This window comes from Bradyrhizobium sp. JYMT SZCCT0428, from assembly GCF_018131075.1.
In the GTDB taxonomy this organism is placed as follows: Bacteria; Pseudomonadota; Alphaproteobacteria; order Rhizobiales; family Xanthobacteraceae; genus Bradyrhizobium.
On record NZ_JAFCLS010000058.1, the window covers coordinates 21,476 to 43,760 of the forward strand.

Sequence of the window (22,285 nt, forward strand, 5' to 3'; positions counted from 1 at the left end):
CTGGAAGGGGCGGATCAGCCGGGGTCGCGTAGTTAACCGGCCCGTCCGATGTCCGCTTCGGGTCATTCGCGTCACTTTGACATCGCGCCGCGAAATTCCGCTCTGCCCCGATCAGCGGACATCCCCGATCAGGGTGCGTCAGGTCCGAAAAGTGCCGCCACAAGGCAACATCGCACTTATAGTATTATGTGTAGTGTTATGTGAAAATGGCCAGGCCATGCGCGTCCGCTTATCGCTTGCGCAGCCCGCCAATTCGGTGATTAACGGCTTACGTCCCGCTGCAATTGTTTGTAGAGCGCTTCGACCGCGTCGCAAGTTACGGTCTCATCGGAAGGCCGCGGAGCGAACCGTTAGAGATCGCGAGCGATCAGTCAGAGCTGCTCACAGGGAACTCTTTCTCTGCTACGCTTTATGCCGACGGCTGGCTGCCCAGTGAACCGAGTGCAATCATTCGCCAGGGACTTTTACAATCTTGATCTCAATTGCTGAAAAATAGGCCGCAAGGTCCTCGATGTCCTGGTCAGACAGGGGTGGCGTAACCACCGACATCGCATCATTTTTTCGCAAACCAATTTTGAATGCTTGCAACTGCGCGACGAGATAGGGCTCGATCTGCCCTGCGATGTTCGGCGCGTCGGGAGTCTTAGACAAACCGTCGAGGCCGTGACAGGCTTGGCACATCATCGCTTTGGCGCTGCCGGCCTTGACGTCGCCAGCATGGCTCGGCCTACCGCCCGCCACTAGAAGATCTGCTGGCGCGAGCAACTTAACGACCAGCATTGCCGTCCGTAGAAGCGTCGACTTCATCCTAGGCCTTCGGGTGATTGGATGACGATGGAATGGGATGGCCCCCGGGGCCATCCCAGACATCAGAGCTTACTTGCCGTCATACCAGATGCGATAGAGCGCTCCGACGAGATCGTCCGAGACCAGGAGCGATCCATCCGCTAGCTGCGCGACATCCACGGGGCGGCCCAGGTAATAGCCGTTTTCATTCCATCCTTCAGCGAATGCCTCGGATTTTCCGGCCACATTGCCATCCTCCTTGAGAAAGGTAACCATCAAACGCGCGCCGACCGGCACGGTCCGATTCCACGAGCCGTGTTGCGTCGAGAAGATTGCGCCGCGATATTTCTGCGGGAACATTGTGCCCGTGTAGAATATCAAGCCGAGATCGGCAGCGTGGGCGGCTTGCTCTACCTGCGGGAAGACCACATTGGCGGGTGGCGTATCATTCTTGTACTCGTTGGTGCGAATCTTGCCGCCGCCATACCACGGGAAGCCAAAGTCCAGACCCGCGCTGGCGATGCGGTTCAATTCGCCGGGCGGCTGGTCGTCGCCCATGCCGTCAACCTGGTTGTCGTTAGTCCAGAGTGACTTGTCCTGTGGATTGAAATCCATGCCGACCGGATTACGCAACCCGATCGCATAGACTTCACGGTTCTTGCCGTCGCGGTCCATGCGGATGATCCCACCGATGCCAAGCTTGCGATACAGTTCATTTTTCTCCTTGGTGGGCACGTTGTAAGGCTGGCCGAGTTGAATATAGAGCTTGTTATCAGGGCCGACCCGGCAAACGCGGGCAGTATGATTGTAACTCTCTTCCGATTTCGGAATCAGCTCGCCTTCTGCGACGACGACGCTGGCGACGACGTCTGGGCTCTCATAGAAGAACTCCGCTGCCGGGTATTCCAGCACCCGATTTTGCTCTGCAATGTAGAGGAAGCCATCCTTCGAGAAGCAGGGTCCATTGGGAATTTTCTTCGGCAAGGTCGGTGCGAATTCCTTCACCTCATCGCCAATACCGCCGCGCGAGCGGTCAGTCACGACCCAGATTTTGGATTTACGTGTGCCTACAAATGTCGCGACGCCTTGGGGGCCTACTGAAATGTGTCGCGCATCCGGCACCAGGGCGTAAAGAGATATATGAAAGCCTGCCGGCAATTTGATCTTCTTCAGGTTTTCCTTGACTTTATCCGCCTTCCCCCCGGTCTGCGAGACTTCGGGCCACTCGGCGGCATTGCCCGTAGGACGCATCGCGCCCAATGTTTCGAGCGCGCTGGGCGCCGGCGGTGCCGGCTGAGCGTACGCCGGCCACGTGGCTAGCGCCACAAGTGCCGCCGCGGTCTTCAATCGAAGATTCATTGATACCTCCCTGCGATGCCCCCAGTTCTGGCGGGTACCACCCGCTGCCGGAGGATGCGGATATCAATGCGCCGCTCCGAATGATTGTCAAATGTAATTGTATGAACGATGATAGCGTCAATCAGCAGTGTCGCTTCGCTTCTTCGCTTCATGGTTTGGGGGACGCTGCCCATCTTCTCCTTTGTCGAAGCCGCGGCTGAATGCATGCTCGTACCCGGAATTGCGTACTAACCGGCGCGAGCGGCTGTCTCTTGCTCATGTTTCGCAGAGGTGCCTGAGGGGTGAAGTCTGCAATGGGTCGCTGCGCCTTTAACCGCCGCTGGCAAGCTGCCACTCCAGCCATGAACTCGCGTCGCCAGAAGCATCGACAGGCTGGAGCCTGAGGTCCCTTTTATTCCTGCGGTAAGTCACTTTGTGATATGACGAACCCTCCGTGATTGGAGGAATACATGAGGGGCCTGACCAAAGCTTTGTGCGTGGCGCTTACATTTGTAGCAACACCGACTCTCGCAAGCCCTGCAGACGAGGCCAGCGCTGTGGTCGATCAGTGGTCGGCAACCTACAGCGCCAATGATCGTAATGCGCTGGTAAAACTCTATGCTCCGGATGCCCTTCTCTTCGGAACGACCGACGCGGTCGCGACCCGAGGCCCCGAGGCGATTTGGGAGTATTTCGTGGCGCTGGATAAGGGTGGCCGCAGGAATACGATTAAAGAGAAGAGTGTAATCGTGCTCAGTGAAACCGCCGTCGTTGTCGCAGGATTTTATGACTTTGCGCGAAAGGAACAAGACTACGAACCCCGACCATCGCGTTTTACGTTTGTGGTTGTGAATCGCGGCGGTAAATGGATGATCGAGCATCATCACTCGTCGCCACGCGCTACTCAACGGCAGTGAGCAAATTGCCTGGGAGCGGTTGCGCCATTGAGTTGCGATCAAAAAACGGATCGGCGGTTAGATCCCCGCCTTGAGTTCACCTTCGTCATTTCGGCAAGGCGACACTTGTCCGTTAAGGGGGGCCTGCCACTGTTAAAGTCATCTCGGTCATTACTCGACCACCTTGTCGGCACGAAGTAAAAACGCTTCGGAAATGTTAAGGCCGAGCGCTTTGGCCGTTCTCAAATTCACGAACAACTCAAACCGTGTGGGTTGCTGCACGGGAAGTTCTCCGGGATTTGCTCCTTTGAGCACAGGCTCGAGGTAACGCGACGCCTGGCGGACCATTTCCCCAACATTGGGTCCATAGGATATCAAGCCGCCGGCCTGTACCCATGCACCCCATCCAGCTACCATCGGAAGATGATGCCGGTTAGCGAACTCGACGATCCTTGGCGCGTTGGCATCCGTGTGCCGCGAGGAAACGACATAGAGACTGTCGATGTCGGCTTTCCTCGCCGTTTCAAGTGTCCGGTCAAGCTCGGAGGGATCGCGGATGTCGACCGGCATGAGTTGGAGATCCAGCGACTTTGCTGCGCGCTCTGCCACCGGCAGCTCGTTGTCGCCGTGGCCTGGATCGCGGACGAGTGCAACCCGCGCAATCCGGGGAGCCGCCTCCTTGAGGATTTCGAGCCGCTTGGCTGCGAGATGGTCCGACAAAAATGTGACGCCGGTCGCATTCCCTCCAGGCCTTGCCAAACTCCTGGCAATGCCGAGTTGAACCGGATCGGCACTCATGGCGTAGATGATGGGAATAGACTGCGTCGCCTTCGTAACATGTGGCACAACGTCGCCACCTAGAGCAACTATGACAGCGGGCTTGCTGTCGACCAGCTCCGCGGCGAGTGCGGGAAGTCGCTCCGCCCGCCCCTGAGCATGCCGGTACTCGATGGTGAGGTTTTGGCCGTCGACATAGCCGGCCTGCCGGAGGCCCTCGAGAAGTGCTTGTGTATTCGGATTGCGCTCTAGCGAGCCGTAGATCAGCACGCCAATGCGCGGGCGGCTCGCCGCCGGCTGTTGCGCATTTGTGCGCAGCGAAAATGACGACAAAGCACCAGTGGCCGCTACTCCTGCGATGAAAACTCGTCGCAGCATATCGCGTCTCCATGCCATGGACGGTGACAGCGTACACTAAGTGGTGCCAGAATCTAACATATTGCAAGCAACACCGCGCCGACGCCGTCATGGCAGCACGGCCGATGCGGTTCAAAATGCCCGGTGGCGCGGCCGCCTGTAACATGCAGCTAGACACCCGACGACGACCGACCTGCGATTTACCGGATTTGGGAGCAACTCGCTTATACGGAGCTCAACCTGCGCAGTGGTCGCTCCGGAAGATTGGCCGGCCTTTGACCGGCGATACCTCAAACAAGCTTGGTAGTGTCTCCCTTTTAGAGCTGAGGCGCGTCCGAAGCTGAGGGCTTGCGCTTGTAGGCAGCAAGTTTGGTTTGGTTTTACCCCGAGGCTCCCCCGCTCACTCAGGGACAAAGACTTGGGCCGGCGGTTGTGACGAGTCGATAGTTGGAGCTCAACCCTGCATAGGTTGAGGTGTGCGTTGAATGTTGCCCGTTGAGCTTATCTACATCCGGGAACGCTATGTCTGCAATTGGGGGCGGAGCGGACCTCGCTTATGCGAGCGCCGACTTCCGAAAATGACCGAGGCTGTGCAGCAGCGCCTTGATTCAAACCCACAAGCCATGCGCCGGCGTCACGAGACAGTCGAGCATCCGTTCGGTACGATGAAGGCCCGCATGGGAGCGACACACTTCCTCACCAAAACGATCCAAAAGTAGCCGCCGAGATGGCTCTTTCGGTCCTGGCCTATAATCTGGCAAATGAACATCGTGGCGACCAAGCCGCTGATGACTGCGATCGCGGCCTGAGACCGAACCGGTCCTGGCTTCTCACCAACTTCCTTAGAAGGGCGTTTTTACACGGCCAAGACCCAATGCGGACATTGGACGCATGGACCTCAACCGAAACCTTGTTAGCATAGCCCCGACGTGTCGAGGTTGGGAACCGGCCATGAAGCGACGCGGGTTCATCAAGCTAACTGGCGGGGTGGCAGCCTCATGGCCGTTTGTCGGTGGCTTCGCAAGTTACGGGGGTAACCAACGCGCACCTATCGGCGGCTCGCGGGCTATGCAGATCGGTTGCTGCGCGGCCAAACCTCAAGACCTGCCGATCGAGCGGGTAACCCGATTCGAGTTTATCCTAAATCTCAAGTCCGCCAAAACGATCGGTATGGACGTCTCACCAACACTCCTCGCGCGCGCTGACGAGGTGATCGAATAAAACACTGATGTCGCCCATGGCACCTTTCAGACATGACTGCCTATCCTGAGAATGTCCGTTCACCGGGGTAGACCAGAAGTCGCAGTGCTCCGGCCAAACCGACGCGAATGACCCAACTGAGACATCAGACCGCTTGAGCTGTGCGGAGAATTGCTTACGCTCGCATTGAGGTCATCGAGGGCGAGATTTGCAATTGGATATGACATGAAACGACGTGAGTTTATTGGCATTTTTGCTGCAGTGGCGGCAGCGCGGCCATTTGCTGCCCACGCGCAGCAAGCCACCGCCCGCATTGCGCTGCTTGGCAGCGGCAGTGCCGGATCAAGCGGCGTGTTCGTTGATGCTTTTAAGGAGGGACTTCGAGAGCACCGGCTGATCGAAGGCCAACACTATGTGCTCGATGCGCGATGGGCCGAAGGAGAATACGCGCGCTTCCCGCAACTGGCGGGGGAACTCGCGGCGCAGCGTCCAAGGGTGATCATGGCGACGACGATTGCCGCCGTGCGCGCTGCGCAACGTGCGGCGCCCGATATTCCAATCGTCATGACTTCAATCAACGACCCGGTCGGCGCCGGCTTGGTATCGAGTTTGGGACGGCCTGGCGGTAACACCACTGGCTTGGCAAATATGACGGAGGATCTGACACCGAAGGTGGTCGATATCCTTCGCCTCGTGGTCCCGAAGGCCGCGCGGATCGCCGTCCTCTACAATCCGGCGAATCCATCCAACACGCCGATGTTGGAACGCATCGAGGGAACCATCAAAAACTCCGGCGGAGAAATCCACGCCACACCGTTCAGAGGGCCGGCGGAGATCGATGCGACGTTTGCAGATATCGGCAAAGCGAACCCCAATGCCCTCCTTGTCATCAATGACGCGACGATTATCGATAGAGAGAGCGCATCGCTTCGCTTGCCCTTTTGCATCGCATTCCCGCCTTCTCATCCATCCCAGAGATGACCGATGCCGGTGGCATTGCCGGCTACGGCACCCCGCGGGCCGACCTTTATCGGCGCTCCGCCTATTACGTGAAGCGAATTTTCGAGGGCGCGAAACCTGCCGATCTCGCTGTTGAGCAACCGACGCGGATCGAGTTGTCCATCAATATGAGGACCGCAAAGGCCCTTGGCATCACCATTCCAGACACACTGCTCGCACGGGCGGATCGCGTAATTGAGTGATCTCGCGGCATCTTCTACGCCAGCTTCGAGCGCGTAGGATCGCGCCCATGTCGGCTCCTGGCCTTTTCGGACGTCGCGCAATTTGTCGCTCGAGTCCGTGATGCGCACCATAGCGGACATCAGCCCGGATGAGCTGCGCGACATCCGGGTTGTATCGCGCTGCCCTCTACATCGGTTACTGGAGGAAAAACAGACTACGCTCGCGCTGTTAGAGACTTCTGAGTCTGCCTGGTCCGTCACTCTGGTACTCCGGCTCGACGCCACACTTCCGCGACCTGGCGTCCAATATCGTAGGGCGCGGCCGGAGAACTTTTCAGCCAACCGCTGACCGTCATGGTCGGCTGCAGCCTCAACAGCTCTTGCACCGTCTTGCGCGCCTCGTCATGTTGGCCGAGCAGCCATTGCGCGAATGTCATGACGCGCAGCGTCGAGGTGTGCTTGCGATTGGCCTTGAGCGACCGCTGCGCCAGGTCGAGTGCGCGCTCGTACTTGCCGGCAGCGGCGGCAGCGGTGGCTGCCAGCGAGTCGTAGAAGTAGCGATGCGGATCGAGCGGCGAGAGCGCAAGCGCGCGCTCGGTATGCTCGACTGCCTGCTCGCCCTCGCTCTTGAAAGCGTGCAGCGTGCCCTTCAAAAGCCAGGCGAACGCGTTGCTCGGATTGGCGGCTAGGGCGCGCTCGTAGGAATCCTCCGCAACGTCGAACTTCTTCAGGAGGTTGACGTGCACGAACCCGTTGACCGCAAGAGCCAGCGAATTGTCGGGTTCCATGTCGAGCGCGCGCTTGGTGCACTCCGACGCGAGGTAGGTGTCGCGCTGAGGATCCTCAGACCAGCCCTGCTGGACCCGCAAGACGTGCCAGTTGCCGAGCCAGGCGACGGGAAGCGGATGACGCACGCCGCGGTCGATCAGCGTTTGAAGGAGGAGATGAGCCTCCTCGAAGTCGGGCAGCGACAGGCGGTGCATCAGGCTGACGGCGCCCGTGAGCAGGGTGTAGGCTTTGAGCGTCGGCAGGGGCTGCGTGCGCGAGCGCTGGAGCTCTCGGCTCGTCACCGCCGTGCCGACGCCGGCGATCAGCCGGCCGATCAACTCCTGCTCACCACTCACGATGGCGGCGAGACGGTCTTCCAGGCTTTCGACCCACAGAATCCGGCCGGACTTGGTTTCCGCCAACTCGACATCGAGCTCGAAACGCCCGTCGCCGACCCAGTAGGCGCCCGACAGCACGTAGTCGGCACCCAGGTGCGCGCCGATCTCCTCCAGCGAGGCGCTGCGCCCGCTGAAGGCGGTTGTCGACAGGCGCGATACGAGCTTGAGGTCTGACGAATGGGAAAGCCGCCTGATAATCTCCTCGGCGAGGACCTCGCCGATCACCCCGTGGTCGTTGCAGACATTGCGGGACGTGAAGGGAATGACGGCGATCGACGGCGCCATCTCGTCGAAGGACAGCGCACATCCCACCCTTGGCTGTGGCCCCGGCGGGCCGACCCTGTAGGCGCGGACCGCCGTGGGAATGCCCCTGACGTAGCAGTCGCCCAGATCCTCGACTTCGGCGTCGAGGCTGGGCGTCAGGCCATCCCGCACATGCTGGGACACAACGATTTCGCCCGGCCCGGCCAAGCTCATGAGCCTAGCAGCAAGATTGACGCCGCGGCCGAAGACGTCATTGTCTTCGACGATGACCTCGCTGACATCCATGCCCGTGCGCAGCATGATCTGGCGGTCTGCCGGCCGACCGGCGTTCGCTCGCCTGCATTCATGTTGAATGGCGAGAGCGGCGGACACGGCCGATCGAACGTCGGCGAAGTCCAGCAGCATGCCGTCGCCGAGGCCCTTGACGAGCCGTCCGTTGTTCGGCGGAAGTATATCCCGCTTCACGCGCTCGACGAAGTTGAGCCAATGGGAGATGACGCCCACTTCATCCTGTTCGATAAGACCCACCGACCCGACGATATCCGTGAGCAGGACCGCGCGCTTTGCCCAAGCAACATGATGGTCTGTCCGAATATCCGTCAGATCGAGTTCCGCCATTGGGACCCCGCAATCGGATGGCCGAGCTGAGATGGCTCGTGGAGGAATGATAGTCATAAAGTGGCTGGCCGCAATGGCATGCTCTGACATGATCCGCGAATCACGGACGAGGCGGGCACTAATCCGCCGCCCGCAGAGAGCTATCCGTTAGGCCGCCTCTGTTGGCACAAATTGATCACGGTCAAGTGCAATGCAATTACCATGCGGCGAGCCGGAGGAGCGTTCCGGTTTGTGTCAGGGGTTCCGCTTCGTCTCCTCCGGCCCTGCCTTAATTGGCGTTTCAGTTCAAGCGTGCGTTCGATGTCGCATGCTGGCACGAAGCAGAAGAGCCGGGCCGATCTTGCGATGTCCGTTGACGAGGGTAGACCGGAAGTGGCTCGTCGACCGTCAAACCGATGCAAATGACCCGAAGCGGACGTTCTTGATGCTGCGATCCTCAGGAGACGCAGGTCGGGCAACTGGATGCCGAAGGTCTGTTTTCATAACATAGTTTTCGTAAGCCTGATCAGCGATCACAAAATGCGTAGAGCCGATCTTATTGAAGCCATGCCGAAGATAGAAGTCGATTGCTCGGCTATTTTCGGCATTGACCTTCAGCCAAGCGCTTTCGCCCCCATGCCCCCTGCAGTGATCCAAGGCACGATGCAACAGCTCGACGCCTCTTCCGTTCGACTGGTGCCTGGGTTGAACATACAGGGTCGTGATTTCCAGCGGTGAACAATTGGCGAGTGAGGGCGTGGCCGTCGAACAAACTGTCACGAAACCATCAATTCTCTTCCGGTTTTCTGATACCCAGATTGCCAGATTGGGATCGCCGATCGAGTTTCGAAACTTCTGCGCTGTGAATTCTGAAAGTACATAGTCCGCGAATAGTGGACTAACTCCATCTCGGACGTACGTGTTCAACCAGACTTCTATGCTCAACGCCGCCAAACTAGACGCGTCTCGTTTTTCAGCCTTCCTGATCATGCCTACTCACATCGTTGCTTCAGGCTTTCACTATCAGCAAGACCTCTATGATAACGGAGCACGTGTGGCAACGACGCAAAGGGGCGCGATCGGCACTTCGATTTCAATATTCTTGAGGTCCGTTTTTGGGCACGAAACGGACATGCCGGGCCGATCTTGCGATGTCCGTTGACGAGGGTAGACCGGAAGTGGCTCGCCGACCGTCAAACCGATCGAATGACCCGGAACGGACATGGGGGCCTGACGTCCTAAAGGGTCTCGTAGAAGCACGCCGAAGCCGGTATTATTCCCGATCCAGCATCGAGGTGGTCATGCACCGTCGTGAATTTCTGGCAGCTCTTGTCGCAACGTCAGTAACGCCACAACACGCGGCACAGGCACAGCCGACCCGCCGGACTTACCGTATTGCAGTGGTCGAGCCGACATCGGCGCAGCTCAACACGACCAACCTCGCTGCCTTGCGGCGCGGTTTGGAAGAACTTGGATACGCCGAGGGGCGCAATCTTGTCTTGGACTATCGGTCTGCAGACGGCAATGCCGCGCTCTACCCCAGCCTTGTTGCCGAAGTGATCGGCCGTAGTCCCGACCTGATCATCGCCCGCGGCACACCAGCCGCGCTTGCGGTCAAGCGGGCGACACGCACCATTCCTACGGTCATGATTGTCGGCGAGCCGCTGCTCGTGGTCGACAGCCTCGCGCGACCAGGCGGCAACATCACGGGCTTCAGTGGGGTGCAGCCCGAGCTTGAAACCAAGCGCATGGAATTGCTCAAGGAGATCGCGCCTTCGACCACTGGCCTCGCTGCGCTCCTGAACATGGGTAATCCCGTCTCCGCGCCACAATTGGAGGAACTTCAAAAAGGCGCGCAGTCCCGGGGCTGGCGCTTCAGATTGTTCGACGTTCGCAAGCGCGAGGACATCGAGCAAGCCTTTGCTGCGCTCGACAAGAGTTCCGACGCGATCATAGTAGGACTGGAGGCTCTGACCCAGGCGCACCGCGGTCTGATCGCAGATCTAGCCGCAAAGAGTCGCCTGCCGGCAATCTACGGCGGCCGGGAGTTTATGGAAGCAGGCGGGCTAATCTTTTATGGGCCAAGTTTCCCCGACGTCTATCGTCGGGTAGCGACGTATGTTGACAAGATCCTGAAAGGGGCAAAGCCCGCCGATTTGCCCGTCGAGCAGCCAACCAAGTTCGAGATGATGATAAATCTCAAGGCCGCAAGGGCGATTGGTCTCGAAGTGCCGCTCTTTCTCCAGCAACTCGCCGACGAAGTGATCGACTGATCTCAAGCGGCGTCTGCATCTGGCGGCACGAACCAGACCAACGGGACCGGTCTGTCGATGTCCGTTCTTGAAGGCAAAGCCGACTTCCCGGTGGCCAACCCGGACTTCTCAGTTTGACCCATTCCAGACGTGGGCGTCGTCGGACGTCGGTCCGGTTTTGGCGAAGGGTATTGATCCTGATAAGCTGCTGCAATTGATCAGGCCGTCATCACCGAGTATGGTCATGCATAAAGCTGGCATTGCAGACGAGATCCGCGAACGCATTAGGCGCGGCGGCGTCTTTGACCGCCTAATCCCGCGTCAGACTGCGCATATCGTCATTGATTTGCAGAACGGCTTCATGGGCGAGGGGCAGGTGATGGAAGTGCCGATGGCGCACCATTGTTCCCAATGTCAACCGCATCAGCGCCGCCCTTCGCGCTGCAGGTGGGACAGTGGTCTTTACCCAGCATACAGTGGATGACGAGGCGATCCGCACGTGGTCAGTCTTCTTTGAGTACTTCTGCGGACGTAAACGTCGTACGAGTTACGTCGAGGCATTCACCGCTGGCAGCCAAGGGCATGCCCTGTGGCCTGAACTGGACGTCGCTCATGAAGATCTAATCATCCTCAAGAGCCGTTTCGGCGCTTTTGCACCGGGCTCCTCCGATCTACACGTCCGCTTTTACAGGCGACGGCGTTTGCCTTGACTATCGAAATTATGAAGGCGACCCAGTGCGTGTGTTGTTCCGGTTCACGCCTTCTGGCGAGATACTCCACACCGAGTGTGTGGCGATCAGTCAACGCAGTGCCGCCTGATCCTCGAAGCATCCGTCGCGCGCATTAAACGGGAGGAGGACGCTGCGAAACACCATCGAATCCGCAGGTGCGACGTTCGGCTCGAACCATCCCAGCCGGCGGCACCGCGCCACCTCGCGGCGCACGGATCAGCTGCATTTATGGAAGGGTGACGAGCGGTGGACCTTGATGAGCATTCAGCAATCGGCTGCCTTGATCCAGACCCAAGCCCGCGCAAAGACCGGAAAATCGTTCCGCACGTGGTGTATAAAATTGAACACTGGGTTCCATTGAGAAGTTCCCGCATCCACGACCGCCAACCGGCGCGAGCATGGGTGCCGGCGCGCTCGATGGCTGATCGGCTCGCCATGAGCGTTGTCGAGGGGGACCTGATCTTGGAGACCCTCGCGCATACTCATGGGAATAGAACCGTGACGGCGCAACTGCTTGGCGTTTCAGTGCGGTCGCTTCGGAACAAGATCTCCGAATATTCCGCAAAGGCTTTTCACATCCCTCGTCACGAAACGCGCGGTAAGAGCGCCGAAACAATAGTCGCCACGAACACGCTTCCGAAAGATAAGGCAGCGGCCATGCCGGTTGCGCTCGCGTTCATGTGTCGGGTCGCCGCGTCAGATTGCGGCTCTTAGTTCGTTCGCGGGTTGCGTCGGTGGTGTTGCTGATGTCATAAGATCGCCCTTCTTGTCCGAGGTTACCCATCACCAGGTTCGGCGGTGTCGCGGGCCAGCATAATCATGCTGGCGCCGCGCATCTCTTTGGCGGCGATCATTTCTTCGCGCAGACGGGCAGTGACGGGGGGTGGTCGCCTCCCGTCGGCCGACGGCTCGGCTGCTTTTCTGGATTTCCGATATTAACGGACGTGTGTTAGGGAGTACACGAAAAGCAAGCTGGGGAGCTCACCGCGGAGGTACTCCAAAGTAGCTCCGAACGATCAACCGAGTTGCGGTAATCTAACCCGCCGTGGTCGCTTTTCGCGGTGCCCGAGGCTGGAATATGCGGCTCCAGCGCAGCCTCCCGGCCCCTGCTGGTTCCGAAAGGAGTGCGTTGCCCAAGCCGGAGAAACCATCCCAGCATTGAGCCCTTGCCAACCAGAACGTTTTCGCAAGATAGGTCTAAATGTTGGAGCGGGAGCCATCCGAATAGGTGTGCCGCATTGCAACTTTACCATCGTGCGGTTGGGCGTCGGAGGAAGGAGCGCAGAGCAACAGCAGGAAGATTGCCCTATTGGCTTGGTAGCTGGCAGCAATTCGGCGGCTTTCAGCGCCCTCCATCACCACCCGCCCATCGGCGGTACAGACACTCCACTTCCATCGACGACCACGCCTTTTTAGGCGCGCTTCAAACACAGGCAGGGGAGGCAGCATTGCGATCATTTAGGTCCCTGCACATGGGTCGGTCGGTTCTCTCTGCAGGTTCAAGTCCTTACAACATATTTATATTTTGTAATGCGCCAATTGTTCATTGTCCGTCTTGAAATGATCACAAAATAATATTTGAACCCTAAAGTTATTTGGTATAACTTACTGATCGACTAAACCGTCTGCCTCACAGCGGCGCTTTAGATTTCAGGCAGAGCGCGCGGCGGGATTTAGCTTTCGCAGCTGTTGGCAACCGAGTGCTGGTCAAAATCAGATGCCGATCCAATCTAACCGCATCGCGCTCTTTATTGATGGCGCAAACTTGCATTCGACGGCGAGGACGCTCGGCTTCGACATCGACTACAAGCGCCTTCTCAAGGAATTTGATGGGCGCGGTGTTTTACTGCGCGCATTCTACTACCAGGCAATCATCGAAGATCAGGAATATTCGTCGATCCGCCCGTTGACAGATTGGCTCAGCTACAACGGTTTCACCGTCGTCACCAAGGCGACCAAGGAATTTGTTGACGCGAGTGGTCGTCGCAAGGTGAAAGGAAACATGGACATCGAGCTTGCCGTCCATGCCATAGAACTTGCTAGTCAAGTTGACGAGATGTTCTTGTTCTCCGGTGACGGGGACTTCCGCTCGCTCGTGGAAGCGGTACAGCGTCGCGGCGTCCGGGTTACTGTCATTTCAACTATAGCGAGCCACCCACCGATGATCGCCGACGAATTGCGGCGCCAGGCTGACGTCTTTATGGACCTTGTAGAGTTGCAGCCCAAGCTCAGCCGTGACCGTCCCGAGCCCCCTGTCCTCGCTCCAACAAGTGCCACAATCCAGAGCGCCTCGCGAAATTCCCCCGCCCGACGATAACAATAGCAACGTGAACGGCTCGTAACGGCGCCTGGGCCACAACGGGTCTCAGCCGAGCATTCGCGCATTCACGAAGAACGTGTGGGGCGCACGTGAGTGACGCGCGGCGCAAGCTGCCGGGACGGGCATCGCTTCATCGACTACCGCGGTGGGACGCAGCGAGACCTGGGTTTTGCACCTCGACCACGCGATCCTCAATGAGTCAGCCCCCTGAAACAAAAGCCCTGATAATTGCCCGGGCTTCAGACTTCGGTCAGAGAGGGACAGGGGTCGAAGAACGGCTAAATCGCTTCCCACTGCTCAATCGGAAGCTTGCCTTCGTAACTCGTCATCATTTCGGTCGGATTGATTGACCCCTCGACGCCTGCTTGGGAAGGCGTGAGCACAGTGTGCGACCAGGCAAATGCAACCATGAAAGCAATCGCGAGGGCTCCGGCTGAAAAGGCTAGCTTGCGCATCGTTGGCTCCTTCGTTGCACGAATTCGATGCGGCAAGGATGCGCGCATAGTGTTTCAGGCGTTGGCCATCGCAAGCCAGGGAATGGTGTCGCCGCAGGAATTTTCGGCTTTGTCGGGGAAACTGTTAAGCTGTCGTCGTTCGGCTCGTTCATCGTGCGCAAGAAGAAGCAGCGTGTCGGACGAAATCCAAAGACTGGAACTGAGGCGACAATTTCGCTGCGTTAGGGTCGTGGTATTCAAACCATCGGCGATCCTGAAACACCGGATAAACGGCAAACCGTCTGGAACAACGGCAACTACGATCGCGAAGCTGGGCTCTTCAGCACTGCTGCGACCGCGCTCAGCCTATGTCCGCTCTTGACGTCCTAGCGGACGTTGAGCTTGAGCACACCAAAGCGGACCTCAACCCTGTGAAGGTTGGGGTCAAGGCGACAAGCGCCTTCAAGCAGCTAATATTGAGTTGATCATGCACCGGACGGGGAGCCACAGGGGAGCGGCAAGGCGGAGCTGCGCGGACAATCGCAACTCCTCTCCGAAAAGTCAGCATGCTGCCTATTCGGCTCTAACAATGGACATTACAGCCAGCTCCGATGTCGTTTGCTTTGGGCCCAAAAGCGCGGACTCCAAGACCAAAGCCGTAAACGGCGTGACGGCCCTCGTCGATTAAGGTTAGCTCTCGAGGCGCGGACTATGCAGCGGACGCGCACGTATTAGGAAGCTCGCTTGCCACGATACGAAAGCGAGGCGGCCGGGAGCCGACAAGGGCCGCCAGTTCCAAACAAGGCCGGGAAATCTATATGCTTTGGCAACGAAAGGGCTTTTGATGCAATTCGATGTTCTCATCGTCGGCGGTGGACCCGCGGGATTAAGTGGCGCGCTCATCTTGGGAAGGTGCCACCGGAAAGCGCTGCTCTGCGATGAGGGCCGCCAGCGGAATCGGAGCTCACAACCGGGGTCGTTTGGAATCTTGGTCGTGCCGTCTGAACGAGCGCACCGCTGTTCACGCCGCGACCGGCAATTCAATAGCCAAGCAATAACGTTCCAAAATTTGAACCAAGCAATGAGAGCAGGAAAAAGAAGAAGATGAAAAGCAAAATGACCCTAAAGCAGCCACCTGCTATTCTCGGGGTAGTGGGGCCATAAGTGTAATCGGAAGAATCCGGCACTCGGGGGCCGTAACCGGCCCCACCAAGTATACGACGCAACCTTTCTATGGCCCTTGCCCGCGCTACCAATTCATCACTTACAAGGATTCCGCGGAATGAGGGGTCTTGAGCCCCAAGGCCCCCGTCTCTTCGGAGATGCCGGGCTCCGAGATGGAGCATCGCTAGTCGTTGCGCTTTTTCTGGTGCCGCCGCTTCGGACGGTCCCTACGGTAGGACGGGTTGGCGGCGGAGTTATAGTTACACCGTATTCAGCACCACATTGTGAGCACTTCGGGCCGTCTAGCCAGCGGCCAGGAGCTGCGCCGTCTATGCGATCTGCAGATGCGGCGTTGCAAGCGACATTGATCCGGGCCTGCGACGCTCCAATTTTTGTCGATCGAGGATTTGTATCTCTCCGCGAGAGTACTCGATGGCACCGGTCCTCTGCACTTTATTCGCAACTTCCGTAACCGAAGTCCTCCGCACCCCCAGCATTTCGGCCAGAAACTGCTGTGTCAGATTAATGGTGTTGCTTCCGCTCGTATCGGCCGTCTGAATAGCGCCAGCCGTTCGGGGAGCGATAACTTGTGTTGGATGCGACGCCGTCAAGTGCACCGGAAACAAGGCCGGGCTGAACAGGGGCCAATGCTACGGAAATGCTCAGTAAGACTGCCAACCTCCTAACGCAGTCAGCACAGGAACTATTATGTTTTCCAAGGGGTGCCATCTACTGGAATCATAGAGGAATATTAAATGCAGGACGATAATCTGAACCGAAATACTACCCAAGCTGGCTTAGACCGCACTAACCATCGAGAAGGAATGGGCCGCGGCATGATTGCTCTCATTGCAGCAGTTGCGGTGATGGCAGTGCTGTTTATGTGGGCGCCTTGGAATGGCCCGCGAGTTGCTGATAACACCGCGCCCGGTACGACCGTCGGTTCGTCGACAACGCGCCCATCGACTCCGATTGCTCCAAACACAGCTCCATCTCCCACGACACCGGCAGCGCCTACCACGACGCGCTAACGAAACCGCCGTTGGGACAAAGCTTCTACGGCGGTTCTCATTTTCGTTTTCAGCCATTTACTGCAGGCCTCTCTGCGCCTCAGCTTACAGCTCGTCGAGAAAGAAAGGACGCGCAAGCTGTCCACAGTCGGCCTTGTGCCGAAGTGCGGGTGACGCATACCGGGATCTTGCGGTAAACGGACTAACATCTGCAGCGCCGTCGAACCTCAATCCGCAAACTGTTGTTTTCTCCCACAAATAGCCCCGCCCTAACCGGCGGGGTTTTTCGTCTAACCCGCGCGCGCCAAAGGCGCCCCCGTCGGCGCAGTTCGTGAGCGTCTTCTGAGACTGTCTTTACCAGCGTTCGGCGGTATTGAATGCGATGAGGCGGATCGGGTTGCTGTATTGGCCGCTGAGCAATTCCTTGGATGTTGATTGGTCGTCATCTCATACTCCGGCTTTCGCACCAGGCGCGGTCGATCTTGCCGAAGTCATTGGCGACCATAAAGATGGTCTGAATCCTGATTGTCTGGCACGAGCGAGGGAGTACGCATTAATAAACTCCTACGCAAACAGAGCCGTGATTCAAAGGAGTGGATGCCAATACGTTCCGGGAACCTTCGGCATAAACCCGTTACCTCTTCCAGGTCCGGAACATAAGCGAAGATGCCGGCGTTCACATGCATTGACGGAGACACGGTCATGGCATCGAGCGCGCGCATTTTCTTCGCTGGGGTGGGAACCACTTTCGCTATCCTCGGGGTTGGCTTTGGCGGCGGGCTTCTCATGGCGAACTCTGCTATCAAGGAACCGACGGGCTATCAGGCCCGCGCAACTGCGCAACCCCCGTCACCTGTCAGAGTCATTTTGCCTACGACCGCAGAAGCAGCCCAGCCGACGCCGCAGCCCCAACAGGTGGCTGCAGTTGAATCGGTACCCGAACCGGTGAAGGAAGTGCAGGCTGAAAAGCGCATGGAGAAGATCGATACTAAAAAGACTGAAGCCGATCTGCGTGAGCGCCGCAAACGGTACGCGGAACGCAAAGCCAAACGAGAAGCCGCCCGCGCCACGCAACTGGTAGTGCGAGCGCGTACAGATGCACCGATAATGGCATTTGGGGGAGAGAACACTCCGAGCTTGGCACTATTCGGTAACTAGGACCCATCAGTAATCTGTCATGTGCGCATTGTGAACGTGTGGGTCGGTTGCCTATCGATCGTAGCGCCACAGAAACACCGTGCCTGTCCACTGGTTGATTGCGTTGGCAACGCGAGACCGGACTACCATCATGTATTTCCATGCGGTCATGCTCCGCGATGTTCGATAAGTCGGCCTCGATGCATCGCTGGATGGCGGCCCTTTTCTGTCATATAAGCTGACCGTATTTCTCCGGAATAGACGCGCTGTCGATTGCGGCCTTAAAGTGGTTTTTTCTTGCAAAAACATACTTGCGATCAGCCCGGCAACCAGCTGCCGGGCTTTCGCTTTTCGTCCGGAGCGCGCCAACGGGACGGTCTCACCCGCTTCGAACGGACCGTGAATGCACGGTTCGTGGAATAAAGTTTTTGGACGGAGAACTAAGGGGAGCGGCTTCAAAGGCGGGCAGGGCGCCTCACGCCTCTACTAACTGAACTTGGCCGCTTTTTGCGGGGGTATTAGCTGGTCCGGCCGCTGTCCCATTTCACTTTTATTTCGCCATCCACTTCGACAATGTGCCCATCTCGCGGGAGTCTTCCGCGCCACAGGCAGCCCTACCTGAAGGCCGGTCATGTTGATCATGGTGGAGACGGTCGGGGTTATTGGCCGCTTATCTGGGCGGCTGTGGGCCCGGGGGATGATAGTCATTCCTGCATATGCGCGGCTGCCTCAGCCTGCCGGGCTTTGCGGATTAGATCAACCTGGGTGAGCACCTTGCGCCTGTTTCCGCAGGCGCTGCGTCTCTTCGATCAGGCGCTGGTCAAGTGGGGTATCATGTCGGATACGGCGTCGTGGCATGGGCGCTGCTCCATTCCTAAGGAAGGCGGGAGCGCAACCGGCGTTCTCATCACCGTTGTAAGCCATTGCCGTGCGATGATACCAATTCAGCGGCGCGATCTATGTCCGGTTCCGGACAGAGCCCCGATTTAATGAAAAGACGGCCCAAGGAGCATGAATCCGAACCCCAAAGCCTCCGGGGGAGTAGTGCGTAGAAAACCCACCGGAGCAGTACAGGCGGGTTACAGGCCCCCCGACCTAAGCTGCAGCATTGTTTAAACGGGAGAGCGGGACGTGGCGACAGGTACGGTGAAGTGGTTCAACGCGACCAAGGGTTTTGGTTTTATTCAACCGGACGGCGGGGGCAATGACGTGTTCGTCCACATCTCGGCCGTGGAGAGGGCCGGCCTCAGCAATCTGAACGAAGGCACCAAAGTAAGTTATGAAGTGAAGGAAAACCGCGGAAAAATGTCGGCGGAGAATCTGAGGGTCGGCTGACGGCGACACAATCCTTGCGAGGAGCGGGACAGTCCCGGCTAAAGGCCATACGGTGTAACGCCCGTGTGGCCTTAGTCATGTTCTGAGCGGCCCGACGGTTGAGCGGCCGGTCGAGCGGCGGGCCAGAAACGCGCCCAACAAAGCGGCTACAATTCCACGCCCGGCCCCACAGGCCTCGATCGGTTCGATGTAGTCCGCGGGTTCTCCGCAAAAAGAGCTAGTGGATCAGTTTGATTGCCAGCCTCCGATGCCTAGGAATCGGCGGGTTCCGGACGCATATTGAGTAGATGCCGCTCGGCACTAAGACCCTGGTAGTCTTTGTCTGCCCCCAATGCAGTCGGGTTTATCGCGCCATGCAAGAGCGGCGTTCGCCCAGCCGACTTGGGATCTTCAAGTGCTGGAATTGCAGTGCCGAGATTTTCCGATGGTCCAGCTATTACGATTATTTGGACTGGAGCCAGTTTGAACCAAATCACCCGTCAGGAGATGGAAAAATTAATATGACCAAAGGCCCTTAGCTAAACGCGTGAAGGCCGTCGAAGTCGGAGATCCCGTCAACACCAAGCAGCACCGCCTCGCCATCTAAACGCATGCGGGATACATAGGCGGGCATGCTGGAAATGCGAAGCGATTATGCCGCCTCGCGCCCTACGGGCGGGGCTTTCTTCTTGATGTTAGGAACGATCCGGCGCCGCAGGAATCGACTCTGCGCTCTCGGTGACTCCTCAGCCTCCAACCGGGAGAAAACCCCCATTGGGTTGGCGGCCTTTGGTGCAGCGTGGCGTTCTCCGCGCCGGGGCCGTTTGCGCGATCCGCTTTCCGATAAATGTTCAAAAGTGAACTGAAACACTGCGCGGGCGGGTGGGCTTGAGCGTGGCGCTACGCATCGACCTTTAGCGATTCTGGGATGGATCTCACCCGAGCCCGGACAATACACAGACGACCTCTAATCGCAGAGGCCGAGCGTCTCATGGCCACCGCTATCGAAAGATACGATCTCCCGCTGTTTCGCAATTCAAGCAGCCGGCGATCGTCTTGCTCCGTCCAAGGCCTATTCCTACTTCCAACCATCGCAAGTTTCACGGCGTCAGGGTGAGAGTGATGCAATCGGCACCTTGCAGAGATCGTTTCCTTCATCGTCCACTACGACTAGGCAACGAGGCGTTTCGCCCACCTCAGCGGCCATCGCATCCGCAATTTGGTGCGCTTTGGCGATTGCATCCTCGTTATCTCTACAATGGAGGCCACGCGGGTCTGGAATCCGATGTCCATTCGCTAATTCAAAATGATAGTGCGGCATTGATGGGAAATGCGGATGCTGGGTTATCGTTCCCCAAGGCGGGCCCAATCGATCAACGCGAATTTCGATTTCAGACGTTCGTGCCTCCCATCACTCGCTATCGGCGACCCGGATTTGGCGGTGAGGTAGATTCTTCACTGATCCAGTGTGCCGCTCGGCCCGCCCGATACGGGCGAAGGATGTCGCCAACACCCGAGGCAACGTACTGCCTATTTCGAGTGGCGCGAGAAACGAGTCTCCGCGCGCCTGGCAACGCCGCACACCTGAGTTCCTGCGTTCACAAGTGTACAGACGCTCGCGAACTCTGAGGTCCATATTGGGCCCCGCGTTAAGTCTTGACGGCTCCAGTTGCTTCCCCGCGCTGGGGCCGTTTTTTATAAAGCGCGTCAGCCAGTTCAGTCGCGGCCAAATAGGAAGCAAGTTTCCTTGTGCACGCGATTGAGTGCCTAGCTGAACGCGAGAACGAGCCAACCTGAACACAACATCACAAGGGCGGTTACAATTAGCGCGAGGAAACCGTCGGACACGAAGTCATGATTACGCATGATACACCTCCTGCCGCTGACGGGAGGCTGGTCCGAATTAATAAAAAATTTCGGAATTATTTGGAGCCGAACTTCCCGAACTAAGGCCCGGCCCAAGACCACTCGATCATGTGGGCTGCGGTATCAAGCTGCCGGCGCTGGCCTGCCGATCTCGCCGGTACGGCCTTCCGATGGATCGGTGCGACGAGCGTGTTCGGCACGGTCAGACTGGCGCTGGGGCGTTCAGCGCTCAACTAAAGACTTCATGGCGGCTGGCCCACAGGACGGGCGCGTGGCTTCCCAAGGTGCTATAGTCCCGCGTCAGCGATGGCTGGGGCATGGGCTGGATGAGACGGCGCGATTTCATGGCGACACTTGGCGGCGCATCGTTCGCATGGCCGATTGCGGCCCGCGCACAGCAGTCGCGGAAGCAGAACCGTGTCGCGTTCGTTCATTCCGGTATCCCGGCGGAACAACTCACCGAGTCAGCTGGCCCATTCTGGGTGCGCCGGTTCTACGAGACGCTGCGCAAGTTGGGCGATCGGGAGGGAGACAATCTCGTCGTCGAACGCTACTCAGCCGAGGGCCGAACTGACCATTTGACCGCACTCGCCGGTACCATTGTGAGCCGCAAGCCCGACGTCATCGTTACCAATCTGCATGCTCTCGTCATCGCCTTCACACAGGCTACTTCGGAGATACCGATCGTCGCGATCGCGGGAACGTCGATCTGGGGAGGATTAGGCAGGAGTCTTGCGCGCCCTGGTGGAAACCTCACGGGCGTGAGCATCAACGCGGGAAACGAAATCACCGGAAAGCGTTTGGAAATCTTGAAGGAGACAATACCTTCGTTGACTAAAGTCGCTTACCTTGCGTCGGCGCGCGGAGCGTGGGAGGACGACGCGGGATCATCGGCTCGCCAAGCTGGAAGCCGCTTGGGCGTGGCTGTGAGCGGGATATTCCCTGCCGAGTTCAACGAGATTCAAATCCGGCACACCTTCGATGCGATGACGCAACAACAATTCGAGGCTGTGCTCATCGACGAAGGAGGCGGATTTCTGGCGCAACGAGTACTGATCGTTGAATCGGCCGACAAACACCGGGTCCCGATCTGTTATCCGTACCGCGACTATGTGGACTTGGGAGGGCTGATGGCTTATGCGCCCGATCTCGGCGAACTCGCCCAACGTCTCGCCGATAATGTGCACCAAATTCTCAATGGGGCAAAACCGGGCGACATTCCAATTTATCAGCCCACCAGATTTCAGCTGGTCATCAATTTGAAGGCAGCCAAGACGCTTGGCGTGACAATCACACAATCAATAAGCGCTCGGGCTGATGAGGTAATCGAATAATCGTGCGAGTCCACTCTTGGCGGATTGTGTTGAAAAACTCGGTGTTGAAGCCGACCGTGATCGCTGATTCCTTCCGTCCCGTCTGGGCGGGAGATCGAATCGATGATGGGTCCGCGGCAGGTTGATCAGGCCCCGCTGTTTTACGAGTTCTCACTTGAGCG

The 22,285-nt window shown here is 58.1% G+C and carries 19 protein-coding genes and 2 pseudogenes; 13 read left to right on the top strand and 8 right to left on the bottom strand.

Features of this window, described 5'->3' with window-relative positions; translation table 11 throughout:
• Positions 1 to 447 precede the first annotated feature (447 nt).
• Both JQ575_RS37425 and JQ575_RS37430 read right to left on the bottom strand, forming a co-directional pair.
• Positions 448 to 807, bottom strand: a complete 360-nt coding sequence (locus tag JQ575_RS37425) for a cytochrome c (RefSeq protein WP_249167160.1) — start codon at positions 805 to 807, stop codon at positions 448 to 450.
• Between the two features lie 69 nt (positions 808 to 876).
• The gene (locus JQ575_RS37430; protein ID WP_212038200.1) at positions 877 to 2,145 is read right to left on the bottom strand and encodes a sorbosone dehydrogenase family protein; all 1,269 of its coding nucleotides are present in this window, start codon (positions 2,143 to 2,145) and stop codon (positions 877 to 879) included.
• 449 nt (positions 2,146 to 2,594) lie between these two features.
• Here JQ575_RS37430 and JQ575_RS37435 point away from each other — a divergent pair, with 449 nt between their 5' ends.
• On the top strand, positions 2,595 to 3,041 hold the full coding sequence (locus JQ575_RS37435; protein WP_212038201.1) for an SgcJ/EcaC family oxidoreductase: 447 nt from the start codon (positions 2,595 to 2,597) through the stop codon (positions 3,039 to 3,041).
• Between the two features lie 150 nt (positions 3,042 to 3,191).
• On the opposite strand, the gene JQ575_RS37440 is transcribed toward JQ575_RS37435, so the two are convergent.
• A complete protein-coding gene (locus JQ575_RS37440; RefSeq protein ID WP_212038202.1) occupies positions 3,192 to 4,067 on the bottom strand; it encodes an ABC transporter substrate-binding protein in 876 nt (291 codons plus the stop codon).
• A 671-nt stretch (positions 4,068 to 4,738) separates the two neighbouring features.
• Between JQ575_RS37440 and JQ575_RS45210 the strand changes: the two are divergent.
• The 4 genes and pseudogenes from JQ575_RS45210 to JQ575_RS45890 form a co-directional block, all read left to right on the top strand.
• Positions 4,739 to 4,911: pseudogene (locus JQ575_RS45210) on the top strand (transposase); the annotation flags it as partial.
• Between the two features lie 194 nt (positions 4,912 to 5,105).
• Complete coding sequence (locus tag JQ575_RS37445) at positions 5,106 to 5,375, top strand: hypothetical protein (RefSeq protein WP_212038203.1); 270 nt, start codon at positions 5,106 to 5,108, stop codon at positions 5,373 to 5,375.
• Between the two features lie 204 nt (positions 5,376 to 5,579).
• Positions 5,580 to 6,335 carry an ABC transporter substrate-binding protein gene (locus JQ575_RS37450; protein ID WP_212038204.1) on the top strand — a complete coding sequence of 252 codons (756 nt, stop codon included), beginning with the start codon at positions 5,580 to 5,582 and terminating at the stop codon, positions 6,333 to 6,335.
• A complete protein-coding gene (locus JQ575_RS45890) occupies positions 6,332 to 6,556 on the top strand; it encodes an ABC transporter substrate binding protein (RefSeq protein ID WP_283842686.1) in 225 nt (74 codons plus the stop codon). Before JQ575_RS37450 ends, JQ575_RS45890 begins: the two co-directional genes overlap by 4 nt.
• 236 nt (positions 6,557 to 6,792) lie before the next feature.
• On the opposite strand, the gene JQ575_RS37460 is transcribed toward JQ575_RS45890, so the two are convergent.
• A complete protein-coding gene (locus JQ575_RS37460) occupies positions 6,793 to 8,583 on the bottom strand; it encodes an adenylate/guanylate cyclase domain-containing protein (RefSeq protein ID WP_212038206.1) in 1,791 nt (596 codons plus the stop codon).
• A 387-nt stretch (positions 8,584 to 8,970) separates the two neighbouring features.
• On the bottom strand, positions 8,971 to 9,552 hold the full coding sequence (locus JQ575_RS37465; protein WP_212038207.1) for an N-acetyltransferase: 582 nt from the start codon (positions 9,550 to 9,552) through the stop codon (positions 8,971 to 8,973).
• A gap of 311 nt (positions 9,553 to 9,863) precedes the next feature.
• Between JQ575_RS37465 and JQ575_RS37470 the strand changes: the two genes are divergently transcribed.
• From JQ575_RS37470 to JQ575_RS37485, 4 genes are all read left to right on the top strand, one after another.
• Complete coding sequence (locus JQ575_RS37470; RefSeq protein ID WP_212038208.1) at positions 9,864 to 10,835, top strand: ABC transporter substrate-binding protein; 972 nt, start codon at positions 9,864 to 9,866, stop codon at positions 10,833 to 10,835.
• 380 nt (positions 10,836 to 11,215) lie between these two features.
• Positions 11,216 to 11,524, top strand: coding sequence for an isochorismatase family protein (locus tag JQ575_RS46710; RefSeq protein WP_212038218.1), 309 nt, complete (start codon positions 11,216 to 11,218; stop codon positions 11,522 to 11,524).
• 267 nt (positions 11,525 to 11,791) lie between these two features.
• Positions 11,792 to 12,259 carry a helix-turn-helix domain-containing protein gene (locus JQ575_RS46715; RefSeq protein ID WP_409364866.1) on the top strand — a complete coding sequence of 156 codons (468 nt, stop codon included), beginning with the start codon at positions 11,792 to 11,794 and terminating at the stop codon, positions 12,257 to 12,259.
• A gap of 1,003 nt (positions 12,260 to 13,262) precedes the next feature.
• A complete protein-coding gene (locus tag JQ575_RS37485; RefSeq protein ID WP_212038209.1) occupies positions 13,263 to 13,862 on the top strand; it encodes an NYN domain-containing protein in 600 nt (199 codons plus the stop codon).
• A 281-nt stretch (positions 13,863 to 14,143) separates the two neighbouring features.
• Here JQ575_RS37485 and JQ575_RS37490 read toward each other — a convergent pair whose 3' ends face one another.
• Entirely contained in the window at positions 14,144 to 14,320 is a 177-nt protein-coding gene (locus JQ575_RS37490) for a hypothetical protein (RefSeq protein ID WP_212038210.1), read from the bottom strand.
• 114 nt (positions 14,321 to 14,434) lie between these two features.
• On the opposite strand from JQ575_RS37490, the pseudogene JQ575_RS37495 reads away from it, so the two are divergent.
• Positions 14,435 to 14,681, top strand: a pseudogene (locus JQ575_RS37495) (HU family DNA-binding protein); the annotation flags it as partial.
• A gap of 1,111 nt (positions 14,682 to 15,792) precedes the next feature.
• Here JQ575_RS37495 and JQ575_RS46720 read toward each other — a convergent pair.
• A complete protein-coding gene (locus JQ575_RS46720) occupies positions 15,793 to 16,080 on the bottom strand; it encodes a Crp/Fnr family transcriptional regulator (RefSeq protein WP_409364868.1) in 288 nt (95 codons plus the stop codon).
• Between the two features lie 1,095 nt (positions 16,081 to 17,175).
• On the opposite strand from JQ575_RS46720, the gene JQ575_RS37505 reads away from it, so the two are divergent.
• The gene (locus tag JQ575_RS37505; protein WP_212038212.1) at positions 17,176 to 17,631 is read left to right on the top strand and encodes a hypothetical protein; all 456 of its coding nucleotides are present in this window, start codon (positions 17,176 to 17,178) and stop codon (positions 17,629 to 17,631) included.
• A 1,110-nt stretch (positions 17,632 to 18,741) separates the two neighbouring features.
• The gene (locus JQ575_RS37510; protein ID WP_192740466.1) at positions 18,742 to 18,945 is read left to right on the top strand and encodes a cold-shock protein; all 204 of its coding nucleotides are present in this window, start codon (positions 18,742 to 18,744) and stop codon (positions 18,943 to 18,945) included.
• Between the two features lie 1,087 nt (positions 18,946 to 20,032).
• Here the strand turns inward: JQ575_RS37510 and JQ575_RS46725 are convergent.
• Positions 20,033 to 20,245 (bottom strand): DUF6894 family protein, encoded by a 213-nt coding sequence (locus JQ575_RS46725; protein ID WP_409364867.1) that lies wholly within the window; start codon positions 20,243 to 20,245, stop codon positions 20,033 to 20,035.
• Between the two features lie 889 nt (positions 20,246 to 21,134).
• On the opposite strand from JQ575_RS46725, the gene JQ575_RS37515 reads away from it, so the two are divergent.
• On the top strand, positions 21,135 to 22,124 hold the full coding sequence (locus tag JQ575_RS37515) for an ABC transporter substrate-binding protein (protein ID WP_212038213.1): 990 nt from the start codon (positions 21,135 to 21,137) through the stop codon (positions 22,122 to 22,124).
• Positions 22,125 to 22,285 lie beyond the last annotated feature (161 nt).